The 22,613-nt window shown below is 42.3% G+C and carries 24 protein-coding genes; 21 read left to right on the top strand and 3 right to left on the bottom strand.

Features of this window, described 5'->3' with window-relative positions; translation table 11 throughout:
- Position 1: 1 nt before the first annotated feature.
- Entirely contained in the window at positions 2-1,432 is a 1,431-nt protein-coding gene (locus V3595_RS15195) for an O-antigen ligase family protein (protein WP_485908069.1), read from the bottom strand.
- A gap of 111 nt (positions 1,433-1,543) precedes the next feature.
- Here V3595_RS15195 and V3595_RS15190 point away from each other — a divergent pair, with 111 nt between their 5' ends.
- From V3595_RS15190 to V3595_RS15180, 3 genes are all read left to right on the top strand, one after another.
- Positions 1,544-2,287, top strand: a complete 744-nt coding sequence (locus V3595_RS15190; protein WP_137016528.1) for a WecB/TagA/CpsF family glycosyltransferase — start codon at positions 1,544-1,546, stop codon at positions 2,285-2,287.
- A gap of 18 nt (positions 2,288-2,305) precedes the next feature.
- Positions 2,306-3,409: a glycosyltransferase family 4 protein gene (locus V3595_RS15185; RefSeq protein ID WP_485908067.1), complete on the top strand. Its 1,104-nt coding sequence runs from the start codon at positions 2,306-2,308 to the stop codon at positions 3,407-3,409.
- Positions 3,410-3,503: 94 nt separating this feature from the next.
- On the top strand, positions 3,504-4,562 hold the full coding sequence (locus V3595_RS15180) for a glycosyltransferase family 4 protein (protein WP_485908290.1): 1,059 nt from the start codon (positions 3,504-3,506) through the stop codon (positions 4,560-4,562).
- A 152-nt stretch (positions 4,563-4,714) separates the two neighbouring features.
- Here V3595_RS15180 and V3595_RS15175 read toward each other — a convergent pair whose 3' ends face one another.
- Both V3595_RS15175 and V3595_RS15170 read right to left on the bottom strand, forming a co-directional pair.
- Positions 4,715-5,737 carry an LCP family protein gene (locus V3595_RS15175; protein ID WP_485908066.1) on the bottom strand — a complete coding sequence of 341 codons (1,023 nt, stop codon included), beginning with the start codon at positions 5,735-5,737 and terminating at the stop codon, positions 4,715-4,717.
- A 178-nt stretch (positions 5,738-5,915) separates the two neighbouring features.
- Entirely contained in the window at positions 5,916-6,551 is a 636-nt protein-coding gene (locus V3595_RS15170) for a YigZ family protein (protein ID WP_241594678.1), read from the bottom strand.
- A 615-nt stretch (positions 6,552-7,166) separates the two neighbouring features.
- On the opposite strand from V3595_RS15170, the gene V3595_RS15165 reads away from it, so the two are divergent.
- From V3595_RS15165 to fliT, 18 genes are all read left to right on the top strand, one after another.
- The gene (locus V3595_RS15165; protein WP_101223771.1) at positions 7,167-8,309 is read left to right on the top strand and encodes a sensor histidine kinase; all 1,143 of its coding nucleotides are present in this window, start codon (positions 7,167-7,169) and stop codon (positions 8,307-8,309) included.
- 47 nt (positions 8,310-8,356) lie between these two features.
- On the top strand, positions 8,357-9,040 hold the full coding sequence (locus tag V3595_RS15160; protein ID WP_101223770.1) for a response regulator: 684 nt from the start codon (positions 8,357-8,359) through the stop codon (positions 9,038-9,040).
- Between the two features lie 192 nt (positions 9,041-9,232).
- Positions 9,233-10,075, top strand: coding sequence for a DegV family protein (locus tag V3595_RS15155; RefSeq protein ID WP_485908063.1), 843 nt, complete (start codon positions 9,233-9,235; stop codon positions 10,073-10,075).
- A gap of 123 nt (positions 10,076-10,198) precedes the next feature.
- Positions 10,199-11,590: an ATP-dependent helicase ComFA gene (locus tag V3595_RS15150; RefSeq protein ID WP_485908288.1), complete on the top strand. Its 1,392-nt coding sequence runs from the start codon at positions 10,199-10,201 to the stop codon at positions 11,588-11,590.
- Entirely contained in the window at positions 11,583-12,275 is a 693-nt protein-coding gene (locus tag V3595_RS15145; protein ID WP_485908061.1) for a ComFC family protein, read from the top strand. The genes V3595_RS15150 and V3595_RS15145 overlap by 8 nt, the downstream gene beginning before the upstream one ends.
- A gap of 99 nt (positions 12,276-12,374) precedes the next feature.
- Entirely contained in the window at positions 12,375-12,794 is a 420-nt protein-coding gene (locus tag V3595_RS15140) for a TIGR03826 family flagellar region protein (RefSeq protein WP_485908059.1), read from the top strand.
- A gap of 219 nt (positions 12,795-13,013) precedes the next feature.
- Positions 13,014-13,277 carry a flagellar biosynthesis anti-sigma factor FlgM gene (gene flgM, locus V3595_RS15135; protein ID WP_063595755.1) on the top strand — a complete coding sequence of 88 codons (264 nt, stop codon included), beginning with the start codon at positions 13,014-13,016 and terminating at the stop codon, positions 13,275-13,277.
- Between the two features lie 76 nt (positions 13,278-13,353).
- Entirely contained in the window at positions 13,354-13,842 is a 489-nt protein-coding gene (locus V3595_RS15130) for a flagellar protein FlgN (RefSeq protein WP_485908057.1), read from the top strand.
- Between the two features lie 30 nt (positions 13,843-13,872).
- Positions 13,873-15,432, top strand: a complete 1,560-nt coding sequence (gene flgK, locus V3595_RS15125; protein ID WP_485908055.1) for a flagellar hook-associated protein FlgK — start codon at positions 13,873-13,875, stop codon at positions 15,430-15,432.
- Between the two features lie 15 nt (positions 15,433-15,447).
- On the top strand, positions 15,448-16,326 hold the full coding sequence (flgL, locus tag V3595_RS15120; protein WP_485908053.1) for a flagellar hook-associated protein FlgL: 879 nt from the start codon (positions 15,448-15,450) through the stop codon (positions 16,324-16,326).
- 44 nt (positions 16,327-16,370) lie between these two features.
- Positions 16,371-16,955, top strand: a complete 585-nt coding sequence (locus V3595_RS15115; RefSeq protein WP_485908051.1) for a DUF6470 family protein — start codon at positions 16,371-16,373, stop codon at positions 16,953-16,955.
- Complete coding sequence (gene fliW, locus V3595_RS15110; RefSeq protein WP_485908049.1) at positions 16,956-17,399, top strand: flagellar assembly protein FliW; 444 nt, start codon at positions 16,956-16,958, stop codon at positions 17,397-17,399. It abuts the gene before it with no gap.
- Positions 17,399-17,632: a carbon storage regulator CsrA gene (csrA, locus tag V3595_RS15105; RefSeq protein ID WP_485908047.1), complete on the top strand. Its 234-nt coding sequence runs from the start codon at positions 17,399-17,401 to the stop codon at positions 17,630-17,632. The genes fliW and csrA overlap by 1 nt, the downstream gene beginning before the upstream one ends.
- 137 nt (positions 17,633-17,769) lie before the next feature.
- Positions 17,770-19,035 (top strand): flagellin N-terminal helical domain-containing protein, encoded by a 1,266-nt coding sequence (locus V3595_RS15100; protein ID WP_485908045.1) that lies wholly within the window; start codon positions 17,770-17,772, stop codon positions 19,033-19,035.
- Positions 19,036-19,811: 776 nt separating this feature from the next.
- Positions 19,812-20,159, top strand: coding sequence for a flagellar protein FlaG (flaG, locus tag V3595_RS15095; RefSeq protein WP_485908043.1), 348 nt, complete (start codon positions 19,812-19,814; stop codon positions 20,157-20,159).
- Between the two features lie 14 nt (positions 20,160-20,173).
- Positions 20,174-21,685 carry a flagellar hook-associated protein 2 gene (locus tag V3595_RS15090; protein WP_485908042.1) on the top strand — a complete coding sequence of 504 codons (1,512 nt, stop codon included), beginning with the start codon at positions 20,174-20,176 and terminating at the stop codon, positions 21,683-21,685.
- Positions 21,686-21,709: 24 nt separating this feature from the next.
- Positions 21,710-22,111 (top strand): flagellar export chaperone FliS, encoded by a 402-nt coding sequence (fliS, locus tag V3595_RS15085; protein WP_485908040.1) that lies wholly within the window; start codon positions 21,710-21,712, stop codon positions 22,109-22,111.
- Positions 22,111-22,455 carry a flagellar protein FliT gene (gene fliT / locus V3595_RS15080; RefSeq protein WP_485908038.1) on the top strand — a complete coding sequence of 115 codons (345 nt, stop codon included), beginning with the start codon at positions 22,111-22,113 and terminating at the stop codon, positions 22,453-22,455. The genes fliS and fliT overlap by 1 nt, the downstream gene beginning before the upstream one ends.
- The last annotated feature ends 158 nt before the right edge of the window (positions 22,456-22,613 follow it).

Below are 22,613 nucleotides of genomic sequence, written 5' to 3'. Positions count from 1 at the left end.
TTCAATCCTTTAAAATGATGTCCTTCTGTAAACAGAATCCTAAACAACTATAAAATATCAGCGTAAACGTTTTATCTTCGAGAATATTGTAGAAAAGTCCTGCTAATAATGCGGCCAACATCAAGCAGATGGTGAACGCTGCCAAAGTGCCATTTCCCGATTTCAGGATTGTACGGCAGGTGAAAAAGATGAATGCAAGAACCGCAAGAAAGCCCAGCATACCAGTTTGGACCAGAATCTGGATATATTGATTATCGGTATACATCCTTTCACCAATTTGGTATTCCTGATAAATTGGTGAGGAAAAGGATAGTGTGGCAGAATCTCCGAAGGTTGCTAACCCTGTACCGATTATCGGGTGTTCTTTGAAAATTTCAATTCCCTTGATCAGGACATATAACCGGCCCCACTCTGTACTCTGGTGCAGAGTCTTATCAGAGAACATATCTGAAAAACGATTGGAGAGGGCATGTTCGTGTTCAGCAGAGGGGGTGCTGCCGATTATCACATTTTCCATGGGAATCGATGCGGATACCTCCACTTTACTTGATGCAAATAAAACTGGGTAATAAATAAGAAGCAGGCCGAGACAAAATGCTCCTACAGCATATTTGAGAAATGGTTTATTTCTGGTCCATATTATAAAGACAAGCGCCGCGAACCCGAATGCAATCATCGTGCCCCGTGAATAGGTAAGCAGTAACGTTCCGGAAAGCAGGATGGCAGCGAGAAAGACGATCCATTTATATTTTTTCAGCGACTGAAATAGAAAGAAACTAAGGAATAACTGGATGCTTAAGAATAAGGCGAATACATTGGGATTGGCAGGTGCTCCATAAATCCTCATCCGGTTTGTTGGAGAAAGATTCCACATTTCCCATGAGTGTGGAAGCAGGAACGTGCGTAAAAAGATTTTCTCCACTATGCCATGCAGGCAAAGTAACATTGTAAATATTAGGATAACCTTCAAAAAGCGAAAGATATCCTTTCTTTCTAGATTTAATTCACCGATAATGTAAAGAAGCAAGAATGTAACAAGCAATGCACGAAGTTCAAATAGGGTGGGGAGGATTCCCACTCCGTTCAAGAGTGCAGCTGCGGCGCCAATTAAACAAAACAACCAAAATGGCACAGTAAAATGATATTTCGAAAATTGCCATTCGTCCTTTTTGAATCTTTCAATAAGCAAGGAAATGAATAAGGTAAGGATGATCAGGTCACCTGTATAGGTTAAGCCGCTATTCAGTTCCATCAATAAGGGACGGGCAGGGAAATAAATGAATAGAATTAATAACAGGTTTTTTTTATTTATACCGATAAAAACGAGCATCAACGCCGTTGCCATGTAACCGGCGATAGGGTGAGGCACTGCCGATGGGACGAGCAGGCACAGTAATAGAATGGGTAATGATTGTTTTTCTATAAACTTCAATTGATTAACCACCTTTGAATCAAAAATCACGTTCTATGATGTGTATGAAAAAATTTCTTGAATAATACCCCACCCTTTAGATGTATAGTACATATGAAAGGCTGAAGTGAAATGACAGAAAAGTTTGTTGAGATACTATCCATACCATTCATTGATAGCAATATGGATGAATTCATGAATGGAATGATATATCCAAGATTGATGAATCAGGAAAAAACGTTTGTCGTTACGGCAAATCCGGAAATAGTTGAGTATGCAAATGAACATCAGGATTATAAAGGCATCATTTTATCGGCTGATTACATCACTCCTGATGGCGTTGGTATTATTATGGCCTCTAAATGGCTAAATCAACCTTTACAAGAGCGGATTACAGGATTCGACTTGATGAATGAATTATTTCGGGTCGCTGATGAAAAAGCGCTGAAGGTATACCTGCTTGGAGCGGAGGAAAACGTGATTGAAGCAGCGGCCCAGAAAGTAAAAGAACTATACCCGGCTCTCGAGTTGGTTGGATACAACCATGGTTACATTGATATCAAGGATGATACCCTGCCTAAGTCGATAGCGGAACTTGAACCTGACATCATTTTGACTGCATTGGGGTTCCCTAGGCAGGAAAAATGGGTTTCCAGGCACTATGCATTATTCAATAAGGGGTTATTCATGGGAGTTGGGGGAAGCTTTGATGTCCTGGCGGGTAAGGTGAACCGCGCCCCGGTTTTCTGGCAAAAGATGCGTCTTGAATGGTTGTACCGACTTATCCAGCAACCTTCACGGTGGAAACGGATGCTTGCGCTGCCAAGATTCGTATTAAAGGTTAGGCGGTTGAGGAAATCGGTGCAGCGTTCCTGAACATAAGGAGTGGACTGGATGAGGATCTTGCATTTAAACGCCGGTAATGAAACCGGAGGCGGTATGTTTCATATTATGTCCTTACTGAACCAATTGAATAAAGAGGAGTGTTTGCTTGGTTTATTTGAAGATGGTGAACTTTACCGGCGGGCCATGTCCTCCGGGATACAAACCGAACTTTTCAAGCAACATTCCAAATATGACCTTTCAATTTTGAAACCTTTACGGGACTTTATCCGTCTAAATAATATAGACATCATCCATACACATGGTCCTCGGGCGAATATATATGGTGCCTTTATAAAGCGCCTCATTAAATGCCCTTGGCTCCTTACTGTTCACAGTTCACCCCATCATGATTTTTTGGGGCAGGGTGTAAAAGGGAAATTTTTTACGGGCCTTCATGTAAGGTCATTTCAATATGCCGATCATATACTGGCAGTTTCCGACCGCTTTAAGCAGGACTTGATTGACCAAGGAATCCATTCGTCCAAAATAACAAAGATCCTAAACGGAATTGACTTTGAAAAGGAATTGCCTTTCCCGTTTCAAAGGGAAGATTTCGGGTTTGGGCAAGAGGATTTCATCATCATCATGCCAGCAAGGCTTGAACGTGTGAAAGGTCATGAATTTGCTTTTGCGGCATTAAGTGAAGTGGTATCGGAATTCCCCCATGTAAAGCTGCTGCTTGCAGGGGACGGGAGCAGGAGATCGGCTTTGGAAGAGATGGTCACGGAAAAGGGATTATCCGATCACGTGCACTTTTTAGGGTATCGTGAAGATTTAGATCGAATCTACCCATTGGGGGACATCACACTATTGACTTCCTTGAGTGAAAGTTTTCCACTGGTTTTACTTGAGGGAGCAAGATCGGGTCTTCCGGCAATCACAAGTGATGTCGGCGGTGTACAGGAATTGATTCCCGATCGGAGCAAGGGCTGGATTACGGATATCGGCAATGTCGAACAGCTGAAATTGGCCATCTGCAATGCTTTAGAATTAAAAAAATCCGGGGACCTGACAAAGATAGGGACGGATTTACAAAAATTTACAAAAAACAACTTTTCTATAGAGATTTTAGCCAATAACGTATATAATGTTTATTTGAGGATGAAAAATTAAAATAAGCATTTATATATAGGTTTTCTTATAGATCGTTACGGGTATTAGATTTTTAGTTGAATTGAGGTGGTTCTTGATGTTCTTGATGTTCTTGATGTTAACAGGGGCCTTGTTGGTAGCCTTTCTATTATCCATTTTTTTGACTCCTTTTGTCGGAAAGCTGGCCTTTAAGTTAGGAGCTACCGATAAACCGAATGAGAGAAAAGTGCATAGTAAAATTATGCCGCGCATGGGCGGTTTAGCTATATTTTTGAGTTTTTTCATTACCTACATTACCTACTCGCTTTTCATGAATGATTTTGGGGAGCAGCTGCCCCTTCTGGTGGGAGCCCTTGTCATCATTTTGATCGGGATGGCTGATGATATTTTTGAATTAAGAGCTGCACCCAAATTCCTGGGCCAGGTTTTGGCTGCCCTCATCATCGTATTATGGGGCGGTCTTGAAGTGAAATTCATCAATTTGCCGTTCTTTACCGATACACTTGAATTTGGTGTTTTAAGTATACCGATCACCATTTTGTGGATTGTCAGCATCATTAATGCAATTAACCTGATAGATGGACTGGATGGTCTTGCAGGCGGTGTTTCAACGATCGCATTAGTGACAATTGCAACAATGGCCCTCATTAAAGGGGACCTGTTTGTTGCCATGGTCGCATTGATCGTGATTGGAAGCACTCTTGGCTTTTTGAAATATAACTTTCATCCGGCAAAGATCTTCATGGGAGATACAGGCGCATTATTCTTAGGTTACATCATTGCCGTTCTATCCCTGCTAGGGTTTAAAAACGTTACGATGATTTCATTGATCGTACCGATCATCATTTTGGGTGTTCCCATTTCGGATACATTTTTCGCGATCATCCGCAGGATCGTCAATAAACAGCCGATCTCGGCTGCTGATAAATCCCATTTACATCACTGTTTGATAAATTTGGGATTCACTCATAAACAGACTGTCTTGCTCATTTACGCTTTAGCTGCATGCTTTGGCTTAGCGGCCATAATCTTTTCATTTGCAACGATGTGGGGAGCATTGATCCTGGTAACGGGACTCCTGCTGATCATAGAAATTTTTGTGGAGAAAATTGGTTTGGTCAATTCAAACTATCAGCCGTTGCTCAAGATGCTCAACTTTAAAAACAAGCCATGATCGTTTTGGAAATAGATTGCTAGATTAGCCAATTTATATAAAAGCCACCAGCCGTTTAAAATAGCGGCAGGTGGCTTTTTTGCTCCTAACTGGAGGGGGCGCAAAGATAACAAAAAAGGAAACCCCCACTCATGACGAGTGGGGGTTTCACTTTATTCTTGTATTTGTGATTGAACCGCTTCAGTTTGATTGCCTTCAGCTGGTCCCAGGTTCAAGTGGGATTGTAGCAACAGCTTAGTGTTCGCTAATGATGTTTCGTTCAGCTGATAATAATAGGTTCCGTTAATGGTAGAATCCTGACCTTCAAGTTTGATGGTTTCAAGATTGAGGCCTTTATCGGTAGTTACATATTTTATGAAACCTTTCATTTGTGAGAATTGAAGGTTCGTTGTCATATTGTCACCGACAGCTTCCATTACATCTGTATATTTCGTTAGTGATCCAGCCGAGGTTGCTTTGGCAATGATGGCTTTCAGGACTTCCTGCTGACGCTCACCACGTTGGATATCACTGTCCTTTTTACGTGTCCGTGCAAACGCCAATGCTTCTTCACCATTAACGGTCTGTAATCCTTCTTCGAGATGGATGGCATTCTTTCTGTCATGTGAATCAATTTCATACATTTCATAAGGGACGTCGACTTCGATACCATCCAATGAATCTACGACATCTATGAAAGCATTAAAGTTCATGCGGACATAATAATCGACAGGGACATCGAGTAACTCCTCTACGGTATCCATCGTCGCTTTTGGTCCGCCGGCTGCATGGGCCGCGTTGATTTTCGTGGTTACGCCTTTGGCTGGCACGTACACATATGAATCACGTGGAATGCTTAATAGTTTTATAGATTTTTGATCTTTATTGAATGTGGCCAGCATTAAAGCATCCGAGCGGGAATTTCCTTTTAAGTCACGGTCCTTACTATCATCGATTCCTATGAAAAGGATCGAGAAATTATCTTCGAGCGGGTCGATCGCTGCACTTCGCTTTGCTGATGCTTCCACAGGGTCATAGGAATCATTGAATACATTCTGGGCTTTCATATACAGGGTTGCAGCATACGTAGAAGCCCCCAGACCAAGTACCAGCAGGGGAACAAGCAATAACCAAAGCCTCTTTCGCCTTTTTTTCTTTGTTTTTTTAATTTTATAAACACGCCTAGTAGTAGACATCTTTTTCTTCTCCTTTTAAATAACGAACATCAGACATAAATCGCTATTTTTCAATTCCTGCAGTTTATATTTCGTCATATATTACTCCTAATTTTACAATGATTTAATAATTTCGTAAAATAAATATTTCTTTTCAATTATATTACAGCAAAAAAAAGGAAAAATATGCAGGAGTATATCAGGCGAATTCCTCTTCCAAATAAAGCATTTCTTCCTCAGTGATGTGGCCTTGACCATTTGTCAGCTCTGTAATCCAAGCGGTATATGTCTCTTTTTGTGTTTCCTCAACATATACAAGGATATTGACCTGATCCAGGTACTGAATTTCCTTTATTTGATAAATGGAAGATCGCAATTCGTTTTCCAATTTTCCAAGCCAGGTATAGTCGACGGTTGTCGAAATGACCCGCATTAGTTTTCTGATGACCACACCAGTGGTATTTATCCCTTCTGAAGTCGCTTTGCTGTAAGCGCGAATGAGACCGCCAGCACCAAGTTTGATGCCGCCAAAATACCGTGTGACCACAACAGCGGTGTCTTTCAGTTCTTTTTTCTTAAGCACTTCTAGGATAGGGACGCCTGCCGTTCCGCTCGGTTCTCCATCGTCGAGGGCTTTTTGGATTTGGTTTTGTTCCCCGATCATATAGGCAGAACAATTATGTGTGGCATCTTTGTGCTTTTTCTTGATTTCCTGGATAAAGGCCTGTGCGGCATCCTCGGTTTCGACCCGGGCGATGTGGGAAATAAAACGGGATTTTTCAATGACGATTTCGTGTTCGCCGCGACCTGCCACCGTTAAATATTTAGTGAGCATTGCTATTCCACCTTCGTACTTCCTATTAGTTGATTTATTATAAGGCTTTGCGGAAAAAGTGGCAATGACGATTCATTTACAAACAGCATGTGTAAAGAAACTTTAATATAAGATAAAGCTGTACGTGTTATAATTAATTTCATTGCCTGTTATTGTTATTAGCTGGTCATATATGCTTAAAAGAATAACATTGTAGGAAAAACATGAGTTCTGTGCCATTATCCTGGCTTTACCTTAACGTGTCCTCTCATTTCAAGGATTTTGCCATTTAATAAATGCATCTGTTTCATATGATAATCAATGGAAGGGAATATCCCATTTGATTGAAAAGGATAATTTGTATTAGGATAATAGAAATGGCTTTCTGCCTTTAAAAGGCAGACATAATGGCCAGAATATGAGATGTATAGTAAATATGTACATTTTATGGAAATCATAAAAGGGAATTAACGTATTTTTAATCTATTTTTGGTACAATATGTTCATGAAGGTTACTTCATACAAAAGTTTCCTGAAATTTAACCATTCATGAAAAAGGAAAAAGGAATTTTTTCCATATACATAGTCTTTAAGACAATAAATTGTTTAAGTCTTTTGGTAAGTGGAGGGATCTTAATGTCCATAAAAAAGGTTGATGCTAAAGCATTGGACAAGATCTTAGAAACAATGGTGAGCACTGTTAGTGAAAGTAAGGATGAAGTCTTTGATATCGGCGAACAATGCCGAAAGGATTTCGAGTCATTATCAAAAGAGCTTGATGATGTGAAAATCAGGGTTGCCATTGTGATAACCGACAGCGATGCACTGGATTCAAAAGCCAGGTTTGCTCGAAAAAGGCTTTCAGAAGTCAGTATGCACTTCAACCATTTTTCTGAAGAACAGGTGCGCGATGCTTATGAAAGGGCACATAAGCTGCAAGTCGATCTACAAATTAACCGGCAATTGGAGAAAGAGCTCCGTAATCGCCGGGATGAGCTTGAGTTAAGGTTAAGGGGTTTACAGCAGACGATCGATAAAGCGGTGCATCTCGTCTCGCAAATATCGGTAGTACAGAATTATTTGACACAGGATCTTAAATTTGTCGGGGAAGCACTTCAAGAAGCGAAACGCAAACAGGACTTCGGCCTGAAAATAATCGAAGCCCAGGAGCAGGAACGTAAAAAGCTCTCACGTGAAATTCATGATGGTCCGGCGCAAATGCTGGCAAACGTCATGATGCGCTCAGATCTGATAGAACGAGTGCAACGAGAGAGAGGTCCTGATGAAGCGTTAGTGGAAATCCGCAGTTTAAAGGTCATGGTAAGGAATGCTTTATATGAAGTGCGCAGAATCATCTATGACCTTCGTCCTATGGCGCTTGATGATTTAGGACTAGTTCCTACCCTCAGAAAGTACCTGCAAACGACGGAAGACTATAATAATGGCGTGAATCTGAATTTCGTCAACCTTGGGCAGGTCAAAAGGCTTCCTTCCGATATGGAGGTCGCTTTATTCAGGCTGGTTCAAGAGGCAGTACAAAATTCATTGAAGCATGCGGACCCAAAACAGATTCAAGTTAAACTGTCCATTTCCAAGGAGATGGTGACCGTCGTCGTCAAGGATGATGGAAAGGGGTTTGACTCTTCGATTCAAAAAGAAGGTTCATTTGGCTTGGTAGGAATGAGAGAAAGAGTCGAGCTGCTGGAAGGTGAAATGACGATAGATTCACAACCAGGGGCAGGCACTTTAGTATTTATACAAATTCCCTACCATATATAAACTATAGAGAATAGACTTTTTAAATAGAAACTAGGAGGAAGAAGCCGTTGAAGACTAGTATCATCATTATCGATGACCATCAGCTTTTCCGTGAAGGCGTAAAGCGCATATTAGATTTTGAATCATCATTTGATGTTGTTGCCGAGGGTGATGACGGAAGCGAAGCTATGGATCTCGTTGAAACACATAAACCTGATGTTGTTATCATGGATATCAACATGCCGAACATGAATGGGGTCGAAGCGACAAAAATGCTCGTGAACCGATACCCTGAAACAAAAGTCATCATCCTTTCCATTCATGATGATGAAAACTACGTACAGCACGCATTGAAAACAGGAGCACAAGGCTATCTGTTGAAAGAAATGGACGCAGATGCGTTGATTGATGCTGTGCGTGTAGTAGCTGAAGGCGGCTCATACCTTCATCCGAAGGTGACCCATAACTTGGTTAAAGAATATCGCCGATTGGCAGCTGAAGAGGGTGCTGATCGTGATTCCGTACATACAATAGAAATCAGGAGGCCGCTTCACCTATTGACTCGACGCGAATGTGAAGTGCTCCAGCTTTTAGCGGATGGGAAAAGCAACCGTGCCATCGGTGAAACACTATATATCAGTGAAAAAACAGTCAAGAACCATGTAAGTAACATTCTTCAGAAGATGAATGTGAATGACCGTACACAAGCGGTTGTCCTAGCTATCAAAAACGGCTGGGTAGAAGTGAAGTAATTAAAGCGTTCGATAAGTCCGGCTCTTCAGATTCCGCAATGCGTGCTGAAGGGCTGGATTTTTTTGTTGGAAGGATGACTAACTGGATACATATTTTTGGTAATGCAGAAAGCGATTTAATGCAAATAAAGGCATTTTCAGATAGAATGGTGAGTATGATATGAAGTAAATTTTTATAAGGATGGTACTATTATGAAAACCGCAGTCGTAACAGATAGCACTGCATATATACCTGAGGAAATGCGTGATCGTTTACATATACATATGATGCCGCTTAATGTCATTTTTTCCAATGAAGCCTACCGGGAGGAAGTTGATATCACTGCGGATGAGTTTTATGAGGAAGTAAAGAGGCAGGAGAAATTGCCGACCACTTCACAGCCTCCAATAGGGAAGTTTGTCGAGAAGTTCGAGGAGCTGCAAAAAGAATATGATGATGTTATTTCCATTCATTTATCGAGCGGCATCAGCGGAACGTTTCAAGGAGCGGTATCGGCGGGTGAAATGGTCGAGGGAATTAAGGTTCATGCCTTTGATTCGGAGATCAGCTGCATGGTACAAGGGTTTTATGTGATCGAGGCGGCAAAGATGGCACTTGATGGTAAAAGTGCAGAAGAAATCATGGTCAGGCTTGAAGAGATGAAGCCATCGGTCAGGGCATACTTCATGGCAGATGACCTTTCCCATCTGCAGCGCGGGGGACGCTTAAGCAGTGCCCAAGCATTGATTGGCAGTTTGCTTCAAGTGAAGCCGGTTCTCCATTTTGTTGATAAGGTCATCGTCCCATTCGAAAAAATCCGTACAAGAAAAAAAGCGATGAAACGGATTGCCGATTTGCTTGGAGAAGACGCTACGAGCGGCGAGAAATATAAAGCCGTCATTATTCATGCAAAACGGGAAAGTGAAGCTAAAGACTGGAAAGCAGAACTTGAAGCCCGGTTCCCGAATGTCGAGTTCGACATCAGCTACTTCGGTCCAGTAATCGGAACTCATCTGGGTGAAGGCTCGATGGGGATGGGCTGGTATAAAATTTAAGCTATAACGCCTTTCCTAAGTGGAAGGTGTTTTTTTATGAAGCAAAAGGGAATTCGGAAGTAAAAAGCGAATGATAAGGGGGAGCGTAATATATCAAGAAAAGGAGGTTGCAGTTTGGAAAAAATGAGTATTTCCCCGCCTTATTCCCCGGAACTTCAGAACCATCTCACCGGAAAACATCTTTTGGCATTCGAAATCCCCTTCTCTCAAGAACTCCTCGCAGAGCACCTCAAGAATGGGTATGTCTCGGAAACTTGCGGGGTGCAATCCGGGAACGGCAGTTATCACTGTGTACGCTGCGGTAACAAAGATCAAACTTTGTTTTATACTTTCCCTTGCAAGATTTGCGATCAAGATTGCACTTACTGCCGCTCATGCATCATGATGGGACGTGTCAGTGAATGTGCAAAGCTATATAGGTGGACCGGACCCGGCATTCAGTTTAAGATTCCTGACATTGTGATGAGGTGGGAAGGCACTTTATCGGAAGGTCAACAAACTGCCTCCGACCGTGTCGTTGAAGCCATAAACGGAAAAGGTGAACTCCTGGTATGGGCTGTATGCGGGGCAGGAAAGACGGAGGTCCTATTCCCGGCGATCGAGGCAGCCTTGCATGCCGGGAAACGGATTTGTTTGGCAACACCCCGGACCGATGTCGTTCTCGAACTATCCCCAAGGTTAAAAAAAGCCTTTCCTGCCATTGAAGTCGCGACCCTCTATGCCGGCAGTGCCAATCGACATGGATTTTCGCCACTAACCGTTTCCACGACACATCAGCTTTTCCGTTTTATTGAAGCTTTCGATGTCATCATCGTTGATGAAGTCGATGCGTTTCCCTACTCAATTGATGATTCGCTGCATTATGCGGTCAATAAATCAAAAAAAGTTTCTGCGGCAACCATCTACTTGACCGCCACACCTTCGAAACGGATGCAGCGGCTATACCGCAGCGGCAAATTGAAAGCCGTCATAATCCCGGCCCGTTATCATCGTCAGCCAATCCCTGTCCCTGAAATGAAGTGGAGCGGCAATTGGCAAAAACGCTTTCTTCAAAAAAAGATTCCCCCCGCAATCAACGGATGGGTAAGTGAACGCCTTAAGCGGAACATCCCCTTCCTCTTGTTTTTTCCAAGCATTGAAATGATGGAGCAGGTCATTCCGCTGTTTCAAATGCTGTCCCCAAAATTAACGATTGTCCACTCCCGGCACCCTGATCGAAAGGAAAAAGTAATGGCACTAAGAAATGGATTGGTTCCAGGATTACTGACCACGACCATCCTCGAACGCGGCGTGACTATTGAGAGGTTGGAGGTAGCCGTGATTGGTGCTGAACATGAAGTGTTTTCTGATAGTGCCCTCGTTCAGATTGCCGGCAGGGTAGGGAGAAGCTTTGCTAATCCTGCCGGGACGATCACCTTTTTTCATTACGGTAAAAGTAATGCGATGGTCGAGGCGGTTCACCATATACAAATGATGAATAAAGATGCCGCGAAAAGGGGGCTGCTCTATGAATAGATGTCTTGTTTGTGATGAAGGACTGAAGCAGGCATTGACATGGAGGAGCTTGCTTAAGCAGGCCGAGGCAAGAGCAATCTGCGGAGGATGTGAGGGGAAACTTAATAGGATTACCGGAGAAACATGTACAATGTGTTCAAGGGAGCTTGGTGGGGTTCATATTAACGGTGACCTCTGTCTGGATTGTTCAAGATGGGAAAGGAATAAGGAATGGCGCGGCTATTTGTCGAAGAACCTATCGCTATTTCATTATAATGAATACTTAAAAGATATAATTGCTAAATATAAGTACCGTGGGGATTATGCATTAGCTGAGGTTTTCGTCCCTTTTTTGAAAGAAGGGTTAAAGGACATGGAGTTTGACCTGGTAACGGTCATCCCGCTTAGTCATGAACGGCTTAGGGAACGTGGATTCAACCAGGTACAGGCAATGGCAGACCTTCTTGAACTTCATACGGTTGAGATCTTGACAAGAATCCATACGGAAAAACAATCAAAAAAATCACGTCAAGAGAGAATGTCATTACCGCAGGTTTTTCAGGTCATGCAATCAGATTTGCTGGAGCATAAATCAATTTTGATCATCGATGACATTTACACGACAGGCACAACTCTCAGGCATGCAGCCAAAGCCTTGATAATGTCTGGGGCCAAAGAAGTATCATCCATCACCCTGGCTAGGTGAAACAGCTTATTTTATTAAAACATCCTAAAGTATCGCCGGTATTATTCGATATATACAGTACTGAAGAATAATCGCTGTGATGGTGAAGGAGGGGCCTCGATGGAAGTGTTCAACTGTCCAAGCTGTAATTCGTTATTCGTTATGACGAAATTCCGTGATGTATGCGATGCCTGTTATAAAGAAGAAGAAGACCAATATGATAAAGTGTATGCATATATTCGCAAGAAAATAAATAGAACGGCGTCCATGATGCAGGTGGTTAAGGACACCGGCGTTGAAGAAACGTTAATTATTAAATTTGTGAGAACAGGAAAGCTGAGAATTTCGCAGTTTCCCAATCTAGGAATTCCATGTGAAAAGTGTGGCGCTAACATCAAGAGCGGAAGGCTATGCGGCAAATGCAGCGATTCACTGCGTACGGATTTGCAGGCATTTGAATATGAAGAAAAGCGCCTGACTGAAATTCAAGGAAATGATAAAAAAAATACGTACTACATGAAGGATGATCAAAAAGGATAAATCATGGAAACATGATGCGGTATTTGTTAAAATATTCGATATTGAGAACAAGATTCGACAATGGTTGTCGAAGGAAAGATTACACGAAACAATTAAAGAAATCCATTCCTTGTCGATAATAACGATAGGGAGAATAACACAGTCCAGAGCCATTTCATGTGTTAAGGAATCGAAACATTATGGGAATTATAAAATCGACCGAAGGAGAGGATCTGGAATATGAAAATCAATAACGTCGGTATGACAGGTGTTAACCCTTATAATCTTCAAGCCAATAAAACGGGGAATATCAAAGAATCCAAGGTCAAATCCTCGGATAAAGTTGAAATTTCTTCAGCGGCAAAAGAAATGCAGCAATCATCACCGATTCTTGCTGCAAGACAAGCAAAAGTGGATGAACTGAAAATCCAAGTTGAAAAAGGAAATTATAAATTGAATGCACAAGCGACGGCTAAGGGTCTCATCGATTTTTACCGGAAATGAATTTTCAATGAAAAAGCTTGAATGAGTGGACGGAGCCATTTTCCGTCCTTCATTTATGAGTGGAGGAGGCAGCAAAATGTCTGCACGGAACATCATCGGATCGCTTGAAAAATTGATAAAGCTTCATAAAAGCTTCAATCAATTGGCGATAAGAAAAACGGCCATTTTGAAAGCAAATGATACAGAGGCAATTACTGCCCTGCTGATTTCAGAACAAAAACATATTAAAGCGATCAGTCAGACGGATAAGGAAAGAGAAAGGGCAGTCGAGGAATTCCTTTCAGCCAATGGAACGGCGGGACAGCCTGCCTCCATCCATACCGTAACGGAACTGACAGGACCTGAAGAAACGGAAATCCTTGAAATGCTAAAAGCGGAATTGGTTGATGAAGTGGCAACGCTGAAGGAGCGGAACGGTTTAAATCAGCAATTGATCTATCAGTCCCTTCAATTCATCAATGTCTCTTTGGATATTTTGAGGCCGCAGCACCAGAACCTGAATTATGGGGATTCGGTTAAGAAAACGGCCAAAATCGGCATGGGAATGTTTGATTCCAAAGCATAATAAACAGAAAAAAGTTGGAGGTGCGAGCAAATGATTTCAACCTTTATGGGTCTTGAGACTGCCAAACGCGGATTATCCACCTCTCAAGGGGCCTTGTATACAACAGGAAATAACGTGGCTAATGCCAATACATTAGGATATTCAAGACAGCGGGTCAACCTGGTCCAGACGTCGGGCTTTCCTACTGTCGGTTTGAACAGCCCGCGCGTTGCCGGCCAAATCGGGACAGGGGTGGCAGCTGAAACGGTTCAGCGGATCCGGGACAGTTTCCTGGACGCACAATACAGGACACAAAGTAATAAAATCGGTTATTACGGGGCCATGAGCGAATCCCTGACGAAAATGGAAGGCGTCATGAACGAGCCGACTGACAGCGGATTAGCCGCTACGATGGAGAAGTTCTGGAATTCTCTGCAGGGGCTGACGGCGAATACGGAAAACTCCGGGGCGCGTGAGGTCGTTGCCTCGACTGGCGTCATGGTCGCGGATACCCTAAATTACTATTACAACTCGCTTACGAACGTTCAAACGGATATCGGAAATCAGATAAACGTCAAAGCGAACGAAATCAATACGCTCATCAGCAGTATTGATCAGCTTAACCAACAGATCAGCAAAGTGGAGCCTCATGGTTATATTCCCAATGACCTTTATGATAAACGTGATGTACTCGTGGACAATCTCTCACAGCTTGTCAGCATTAAAGTGAATAATGTCATTCCGACGGATTATGGCAGAGCAAGCGATGTGGCCACAGGGCTATACAACATCGAATTGATGCAAGAAGACGGTTCGTCTTTTGTGCCGCCCATCAATCTAGTCAGTGTTAACCATACCGGGATGGTGGGAACTTCGAAAGTTGAAGTTAGCCATGATAAAACGACAGGTATGGTGGACGGATTGAAGTTTGGTTCGAAAACATTGACGGATTACAATTTCTCCGGAGAACTGTCCGGTTTGATCAACAGCTTCGGCTATAAGAAGGCTGATGGCACAATCGGCGGCGCTTATCCTGATATGCTGAAAAAGCTCGATAATATGACGGCGGCTTTTGTGAATGAGTTCAATGCCATCCATAAACAAGGTTATGCCCTAGGTGATGATAACACTTCCACATTGAACTTCTTTGAACTTGAACCTGGTAAAAGTGCCGCCCAAAGCATCAAGGTGAATGGTGAAATCGTTAAGGACCCCACAAAAATTGCCGCAGGCGGTAAAGGCGGAGGGGCATCCGGTGATAATGAAAATGCCAAACTCCTGGCTGACCTTAAAAAGAGGGCGTTCAGTGAGTACTCGACTAAAGACCAAAACTCCGATGAATTGACGGGAAGCTTCGACACCTATTATTCCGGTATCATCGGAAAGCTTGGTGTGGATTCCCAAAGCGCCCAAAAGAACCTTTCCAACTCTGTCGTGCTTGCTGCCTCAGTCAATCAAAATAGGGAGTCTGTCAGTTCCGTATCCCTTGATGAAGAAATGACTGACATGATCAAATTCCAGCAGGCATACAACGCATCTGCAAGAATGATGACGATGATGGATGAAATGCTCGATAAAATCATAAACGGAATGGGTACAGTAGGCCGATGATAGGAGGAGACGAATATGCGGGTAACGCAATCGATGCTAACCAATAATATGCTGAGCAATTTAAGCAGCAGTTACGAAAAGATGTCCAAGCTGCAAGAGCAGGTTTATTCTCAAAAGAAGTTCTCCAAGCCATCCGATAACCCTGTTGCGGCCATGATGGGAATGGGGTACAGGACAAACCTCAATCAAATAGGGCAGTATCAAAGTAACATTGCCGAGGCGACCAATTGGATCGACAGCACGGATGATGCCATTACTGAAAGTGTTTCCGCCCTGCAGCGGATTCGTGAATTAACCGTTCAAGGCAGCAATGGCACGTATGAAGGGGAACAACTTAAAACAATTACTGAAGAAATTAAACAATTAAAAGAACATCTCATAACTCTTGGCGACACACAGATTGGCGGGAAGTATATTTTCAACGGCCAGGATACGAATGTGAGACCGTCGTCCGTTAAAGATGGGAATGGAAATACCGTGTATGGCACGGGGGACATAAACCTTGAAGTGTTTTCGGGGATTTCCCTTAAAATCAATACGGACGGTTCCAAGATTTTTGGTGATGCACTAGCTGCCGGCGGAAGCATCGACCAGACAATCGAGGCACTCGAAAACGGCGGGGGCGTGAGCGGCACACTGGAAGGACTTGACGCAACGATAAATACTTTCTTAGGCATGCAGGCACAGGTTGGCGCAAGGCAAAATCGGATTGAGCTGATGACGGACCGTCTCAAGCAGCAGGAGGTTTTTGCCACTGAAATCCTTTCGAAAAATGAGGATGTCGATATCGAAAAGGCGATCATGGATTTGACGACCCAGGAAAGTGTCCATAGTGCTGCTTTAAGCATCGGAGCAAAGATCATGCAGCCGAGTTTATTGGATTTTCTTCGCTAAGCTATTCTTAAATGGATAGCTTTTTTCTATAAGGAGTGTTGATGATGCAGATTCCGCAAATTAGATTGCAAACCACCCCAATGAAGATTGGAGTGAATATAGAGCAGCCTGTACAGCAAATCGAACAGAAGGCTGCGGTCCAATCAATCGAACAGCCGCAAGCGATCCTCGAGATTCAAATGACCCCAGGCAAGCTGACGATCGATCAGTCACAAGCAAGGGAAGACGTGGATTTGAAAAGTCTCTCAGTAAGAGTCGATGAATTTGCGCAGCAGGGATATCAGGATTGGCTGGCGGGTATGGCAAGACGTGCCCAGCAGGGAACTGAGCTAAGGCATATTGAAAATGGCGGTAATCCACTTGCTGAACAGGCCAGGCAAAACAGCAAAGGACCTGAGAAGCAATTCAATCTCGGCTGGATTCCCTCTCCATTCAGCGTGAAGCTTGACTACCAGCCAGCGGAAGTGAAGATTGAAGCAACCGCCCAAAAACCGATCATTGATGCTCAAATCAATAGGGTGAACCATACATACACACCAGGCAGTGTTGATGTTGAAACTCTACAAAAAAATGCGCTGGATATAGATTTCATCAATTTATTTCCGGATGAGAGGGAAGTGAAAACATAAATGATTCTACAAACAAAATTTCATGGCGAACTTGAATTGGAAGAGAAAGAGATTTATGTATTTGAAAGCGGGATACCAGGATTTTTGGGAGAAAAACAGTTTTGCTTGCTAGCTTTGGATGACACGCCATTTTTCGTCCTGCAATCGACAGAAACAAAAGAGCTTGCCTTCATTGTGACGGATCCTTTTGAAGTGTTTCCTGATTACGAAGTGAAGCTTACTGATGAGGTATTATCTTCTTTACAAATAGAAACGGAACTGGAAGTCATTACTTTGGTTATATTAACGATCCAGGACCCTTTCAATGAAACGACGGCGAATCTCCAGGCCCCCATCATCATAAATAGTTCTAAAAAAACGGGAAAGCAATTCATCATGAACGCTAGTGAATACCGTACAAAGCACAAACTTTTTGAACCTTCAGCAGAACAGGGGGGGAAATGATGCTCGTATTGACCAGAAAACCAAATGAAGCGATCATGATTGGCGATGATATCGAAATTACGATCCTGTCCGTCGAGGGAGAACAGATCAAACTGGGTATCAATGCCCCTAAAAACGTCGATATCCATAGGAAGGAAATTTACCTGTCGATCCAGCAGGAAAATAGAAAAGCCTCTATAACAGAAACCAATTTTCTGGAAAATATAAATGAGTATTTCAAGAAAAAATCTTAAAATCAGCTAAATATGTTTCCAAGCAGGTCGATATTAAGTATACAACGATGGGCAGTGAAATAGGCGGCCGACTTATTCACTGTTTTTCGTAACAACCACATGGACGTGGGAACTTAAAACTCAAGGAGGAAACATAAATGATTATCAATCACAATATCTCAGCTTTAAACACGCACCGCCAATTATCAAGTGCAACGAATGCACAATCCAAATCAATGGAGAAACTAGCATCGGGCATGCGCATCAACCGTGCAGGCGATGATGCAGCCGGTCTTGCAATCTCTGAAAAAATGCGTGGACAAATCCGCGGATTGGATCAAGCTTCCCGTAACTCACAAGATGCCATCTCATTGATCCAAACTGCTGAAGGTGCATTAAACGAAACGACTGACATCCTTCAACGTATGCGTGAACTTGCTACACAAGCATCAACGGATACTAATACAACTAGTGACCGTGGAGAAATCCAAAAGGAAATGGATTCATTAACATCCGAAATCAACCGTATCGGTAACACTACTGAATTCAATACTCAGAAACTATTGAATGGTTCTAAGGATTCAGCAACTGTAGCTCAAGCTCCAGTAGAAGCAGAAGATGCTGTTGCTGGTAGCGTAACATCAACAGGAACTTTAAGTACAACTTTAGGCGAAACAGTAGTAGTAGATGGAAAAACATTTACAGTTTCCGCTGCTGATGATGCTGCTGCAGGAGAGTTCACGGATCTTGATGGATTAGTTGCTGCTATTGGAGCAGATGCCGAATTAAGTGCTAAGTACACTGCAACTAATGATGGCGGAAAACTTAAACTTGAACAAAAGCCTGGAAATGAATCTGCAACAGCAGCAACTATCGCTGGAACTGGCGGTCTATCTGTAGATGCTGCTGCAACTGTAGATGGATCTGCTGAAGTAAAAGCTAAAGAAGCTGTTGAAGCTGGCGCAGGTCTTCAATTCCAAATCGGTGCAAACGAAAATCAAAGCCTGACACTTGAAATTGGTGACATGCGTGCAAGTGCTCTTGGATTGACTGGTACTGGAACAGGGTTCACAACTGGAGCAAATGTAAGCAATGGTACAGATTCTACAGGTGTTGAATCCGGCCTGGATGTTTCTAATGCTAAAAATGCATCAGCGGCTATCACAAAAATCCAAACTGCAATTGACACTGTATCAGCTGAACGTTCTAAACTAGGTGCTAACCAAAACCGTTTAGAGCATACTATCAACAACTTAGGTACTTCTTCTGAAAACCTGACTGCTGCTGAATCACGTGTTCGTGATACAGATATGGCTAAGACTATGATGGAGCAAACTAAAAACTCTATCTTGGCGCAAGCATCTCAAGCAATGTTGGCTCAAGCCAACCAGCAACCGCAGGGCGTTCTTCAGTTACTTCGTTAATTGAATAGTTAGCCTAACAAGAAAGGGTCTGACACTTTGTGTTAGGCTCTTTTATTTGTACTAATTGAAGTGTGCAAGGAACACTACGATGTGGAAAAAGAGATTACTGACCCTTAAAAAGTAAGGGACCATTCGTTTATGTCACCAAGGAATCTTATGGCTACAATCCTAATAGAGTATGATGGTACTACAAAATACATAGTTGAAGATATCAGTAATGTGTATGGTGAAATGACTGGTGAATACAGCTATTAATCACAAGCTGGATGGGATATATCGATTCCTAGTATGTTCGCTGATTCATTTGAATAAAAAGAGAAGTCCTATAATTAAATAGTCAGTCATAATTTTTTCCAAAAGTAGAGAAGTGATTATCACCTCAGTTTTAATCCTTCTATTTTAAAAAAAGACTTAGGTAAAAGGAGCAATCTAACTGTTAAAACAAAGTTGATTGGAACGTAAGGTGCGAGACTCCTGCGGGAATGCGAGTCCAAGGGAGACCCCGCAGGCGCAAAAGCGCCGAGGAGGCTCCCGGACCGCCCGCGGAAAGCGAGTGCCTGGAGTGGAAATCAACGGTCAAAATTTAAAAACCTAAAAAAACTGAGACTCTAGATATTTTTCTGGAGTTTTTTTAGTAGAATCTCTTTTATAGCAAAGGAGCCATTCATGAAAGTCTGCAGTTGAAACCAAAATCAAAGCTTGACTAAATATAAAACTGTAAGAACCGATATAAAAGTAAAGAGATCATATTGGGGGCTATTTAGAAGCTGGAGAGTTTGTCCACAAATATTCTTTCCTCACAACTTAGAACAGCAATTTCGGAAGGAATCAGTTCATATTATCAGCGAGAAATAAATTCTGTTGCTTATTCGGAACAAAGTGTTGAATCCAATCAGCCTACAAAGGAAAAGGTTCAAGAAGTGGTGGAGAGTTTAAACACCTTCCTGAATCCTACACATACGGCGGTTCGTTTTGAATATCACGAGAAGCTGAATGAGTATTATGTCAAGGTAGTGGATGACGTGACGGATGAGACGATCAGGGAAATTCCTCCGAAGAAGTTATTGGATTTCTATGCGGCAATGACGGAGTTTGTCGGCTTAATGGTGAATGAAAAAATATAAGCGGGTGATCAATTTTGGTACGAATCAGTGGTTTAGCAAGCGGGATGGACATTGATGAATTAGTTAAGAGCATGATGCAGGCAGAACGGGTGCCATTGGATAAATTAACACAGAAAAAGCAGTATTCCGAGTGGCAGCGGGATGATTACCGCTCGATAAATACAGCTTTATCAGAATTGGATACTCTCATTCGTGATGGAATTGGGAAGCAGTCTTCCTTCATTAAAAAGAAGGTGTCGGTATCGAATCTAGCTGCTGTATCAGTGAGAAATGTGAATTCGACCAGTGATTTTTCAGGGAATATACAAGTGAATGGACTTGCCAAAGCAGCAACCATGACAAGTACAGAAAAATCAGCTGTTACTGACCCTAAAAAGAAACTATCGGAATTGGGTTTCACGACACCACAAGATATTACGATACTGGCCATCAATAAAGATGGCGGTTTTGATACGGAAGTAAAAGATGGAGCAACAGTGGAAAAACCGTATACTCTTACCCTTAATGCGGACGATACGTTAGAGAGTGTCATAAATAAAATAAATGCTAGCTCGGGAGTGACTCTATTTTTTGATGAAACGTCCCAGAATTTTTCGATCACTGCTAAGAATACCGGTGATGTTAAAGATCGGCCTGAAATTGAATTGGGTGGTGCCGGAGATTTTTTCAATACGTTAAAAATGGGCAGTAACAACGAAGGGGCTGGCGGCTCAAAAGGGGAAAATGCGTCCATTGTTTATAATGGACTGGAAATTTCCAGGCCTTCGAATACGTTTCAGATTAATGGAGCGGAAATAACGGTAAAGCAAAAAAACACCGATACAGTCACATTTTCATCAACATCTGATGTGGATGCCATCTTGGACACAATCACACAGTTTGTGAATAAATACAATGAAGTCATTAAAAAGGCTCAAGATAAAACGGGTGAAGCGAAATATCGCTCATTTACCCCGCTTACCTCTGAGCAAAAGAAGGCAATGACAGAAGATGAAGTGAAGCTGTGGGAAGAAAAAGCGAAGAGCGGAACGTTAAAAGGCGATTCGACGTTAAAAAGCCTCCTGACCACAATGAGGTCATCCCTATACACCTCGGTGGATGGGATCACTGGAAAAAACAATCTCAGCAGTTTGGGAATCACCACCACCAAAAATTATTTGGAGGGCGGTAAATTAACGATTGATGAGGACAATCTCCGGGCAGCCATCAGTGAGGATCCCAATGCGATTTATGATATGTTCATGGCCAATGGTTCGGAAAAGAGCGACAAAGGCCTCGCGCGCCGGTTAAGGGATGATATAGAATCATCCATGAAGGCGATTACTGAAAAAGCCGGAAAGGCCGGATATGTTAATAACAATTTTACAATCGGAAAATTGGTTGATGGGCTGGATAAGAAGATTTCAACATTTGAAGCAAAGTTAACGAAATTGGAATCGCGCTATTACAACCAGTTCACGGCGATGGAAAAAGCGATTCAAAAGGCAAACAGCCAAAGTGCATCGTTAGCTTCTTATTTTAGTTAAGGTATGTCGGAAAGGAAGTTAAATATGGCAACAAGTAACCCATATCAATCGTATCAGCAAAATTCAGTCAATACAGCATCCCCGGGAGAGCTTACATTAATGCTTTATAATGGCTGTTTGAAGTTCATTATGCTTGGGAAGAAGGCCATTGAAGTAGGAAATATCGAAGCGAAGAATACGAACATCATCAAGGCGCAAAATATTATCCGCGAATTGATGGTGACGCTGAATATGGATGCGGATGTATCCAAAGATATGATGAGTCTGTATGATTTCATGAACCGGCGTCTGATAGAAGCGAATATGAAAAATGATGTTTCTGCCTTGGAAGAAGTGGAGGGCCTTGTTACTGAGTTCCGGAATACTTGGAAGGAAGTAATTCAAATCAATCGGAAAAAACAATTTACCCAAAGCGGTCAAGTGTAATGGTGATTAGGACCTTTCATGATTTGACTGCTGAATTACTTGTCGTTCTGGAAGATCACACGATCACAGAGCGTGATGATAAAATAGAAAGGATCACAAAGCTGATCGATCAGCGAGATGGACTTCTTTCTCAAATCAAACCGCCTTTTACTGCTGAAGAGCAGCGGCTGGGATGTGCAGCACTGTTGCTCAACCAAAAGGTCGATCACTTGCTGAAGCTCCAAAAGCAGGAGATACAGCGGGATATCCAGAAAATAAATAAGAAGAAACGATCCTCCAATAAATACACGAACCCGTATGAAAGTCTATCAGTGGATGGTATGTTCTACGATAAAAGAAATTGATTACACGACCGTTTGGATTCCAAACGGTTTTTATGTTAAATATTTTTAAATTTTCTGTAAATAAAATAGGCTTAATTTTTTCTTTATAGCATAGCATTTGATATAATGAAGCTAGGGCAGACATCAACCCTTTCCAAACCTTCCGACAATTGTTTCAT

Origin of the sequence: Bacillus sp. CFBP9009 (assembly GCF_036541465.1) — a bacterium.
In the GTDB taxonomy this organism is placed as follows: domain Bacteria; phylum Bacillota; class Bacilli; order Bacillales; family DSM-1321; genus Peribacillus.
This window is presented reverse-complemented; position numbering and strand designations above follow the sequence as displayed.

Coding starts and splice junctions, on each gene's coding strand:
- V3595_RS15130 (WP_485908057.1), top strand. CDS start 13,354: ATGTCTGCACGGAACATCATCGGATCGCTTGAAAAATTGATAAAGCTT.
- V3595_RS15140 (WP_485908059.1), top strand. CDS start 12,375: ATGGAAGTGTTCAACTGTCCAAGCTGTAATTCGTTATTCGTTATGACG.
- V3595_RS15145 (WP_485908061.1), top strand. CDS start 11,583: ATGAATAGATGTCTTGTTTGTGATGAAGGACTGAAGCAGGCATTGACA.
- fliT (WP_485908038.1), top strand. CDS start 22,111: ATGGTGATTAGGACCTTTCATGATTTGACTGCTGAATTACTTGTCGTT.
- fliW (WP_485908049.1), top strand. CDS start 16,956: ATGATTCTACAAACAAAATTTCATGGCGAACTTGAATTGGAAGAGAAA.
- flgK (WP_485908055.1), top strand. CDS start 13,873: ATGATTTCAACCTTTATGGGTCTTGAGACTGCCAAACGCGGATTATCC.
- V3595_RS15155 (WP_485908063.1), top strand. CDS start 9,233: ATGAAAACCGCAGTCGTAACAGATAGCACTGCATATATACCTGAGGAA.
- V3595_RS15115 (WP_485908051.1), top strand. CDS start 16,371: ATGCAGATTCCGCAAATTAGATTGCAAACCACCCCAATGAAGATTGGA.
- csrA (WP_485908047.1), top strand. CDS start 17,399: ATGCTCGTATTGACCAGAAAACCAAATGAAGCGATCATGATTGGCGAT.
- V3595_RS15175 (WP_485908066.1), bottom strand. CDS start 5,737: ATGTCTACTACTAGGCGTGTTTATAAAATTAAAAAAACAAAGAAAAAA.
- V3595_RS15190 (WP_137016528.1), top strand. CDS start 1,544: ATGACAGAAAAGTTTGTTGAGATACTATCCATACCATTCATTGATAGC.
- fliS (WP_485908040.1), top strand. CDS start 21,710: ATGGCAACAAGTAACCCATATCAATCGTATCAGCAAAATTCAGTCAAT.
- V3595_RS15170 (WP_241594678.1), bottom strand. CDS start 6,551: ATGCTCACTAAATATTTAACGGTGGCAGGTCGCGGCGAACACGAAATC.
- V3595_RS15185 (WP_485908067.1), top strand. CDS start 2,306: ATGAGGATCTTGCATTTAAACGCCGGTAATGAAACCGGAGGCGGTATG.
- V3595_RS15100 (WP_485908045.1), top strand. CDS start 17,770: ATGATTATCAATCACAATATCTCAGCTTTAAACACGCACCGCCAATTA.
- V3595_RS15150 (WP_485908288.1), top strand. CDS start 10,199: ATGAGTATTTCCCCGCCTTATTCCCCGGAACTTCAGAACCATCTCACC.
- V3595_RS15180 (WP_485908290.1), top strand. CDS start 3,504: ATGTTAACAGGGGCCTTGTTGGTAGCCTTTCTATTATCCATTTTTTTG.
- V3595_RS15165 (WP_101223771.1), top strand. CDS start 7,167: ATGTCCATAAAAAAGGTTGATGCTAAAGCATTGGACAAGATCTTAGAA.
- flgM (WP_063595755.1), top strand. CDS start 13,014: ATGAAAATCAATAACGTCGGTATGACAGGTGTTAACCCTTATAATCTT.
- flgL (WP_485908053.1), top strand. CDS start 15,448: ATGCGGGTAACGCAATCGATGCTAACCAATAATATGCTGAGCAATTTA.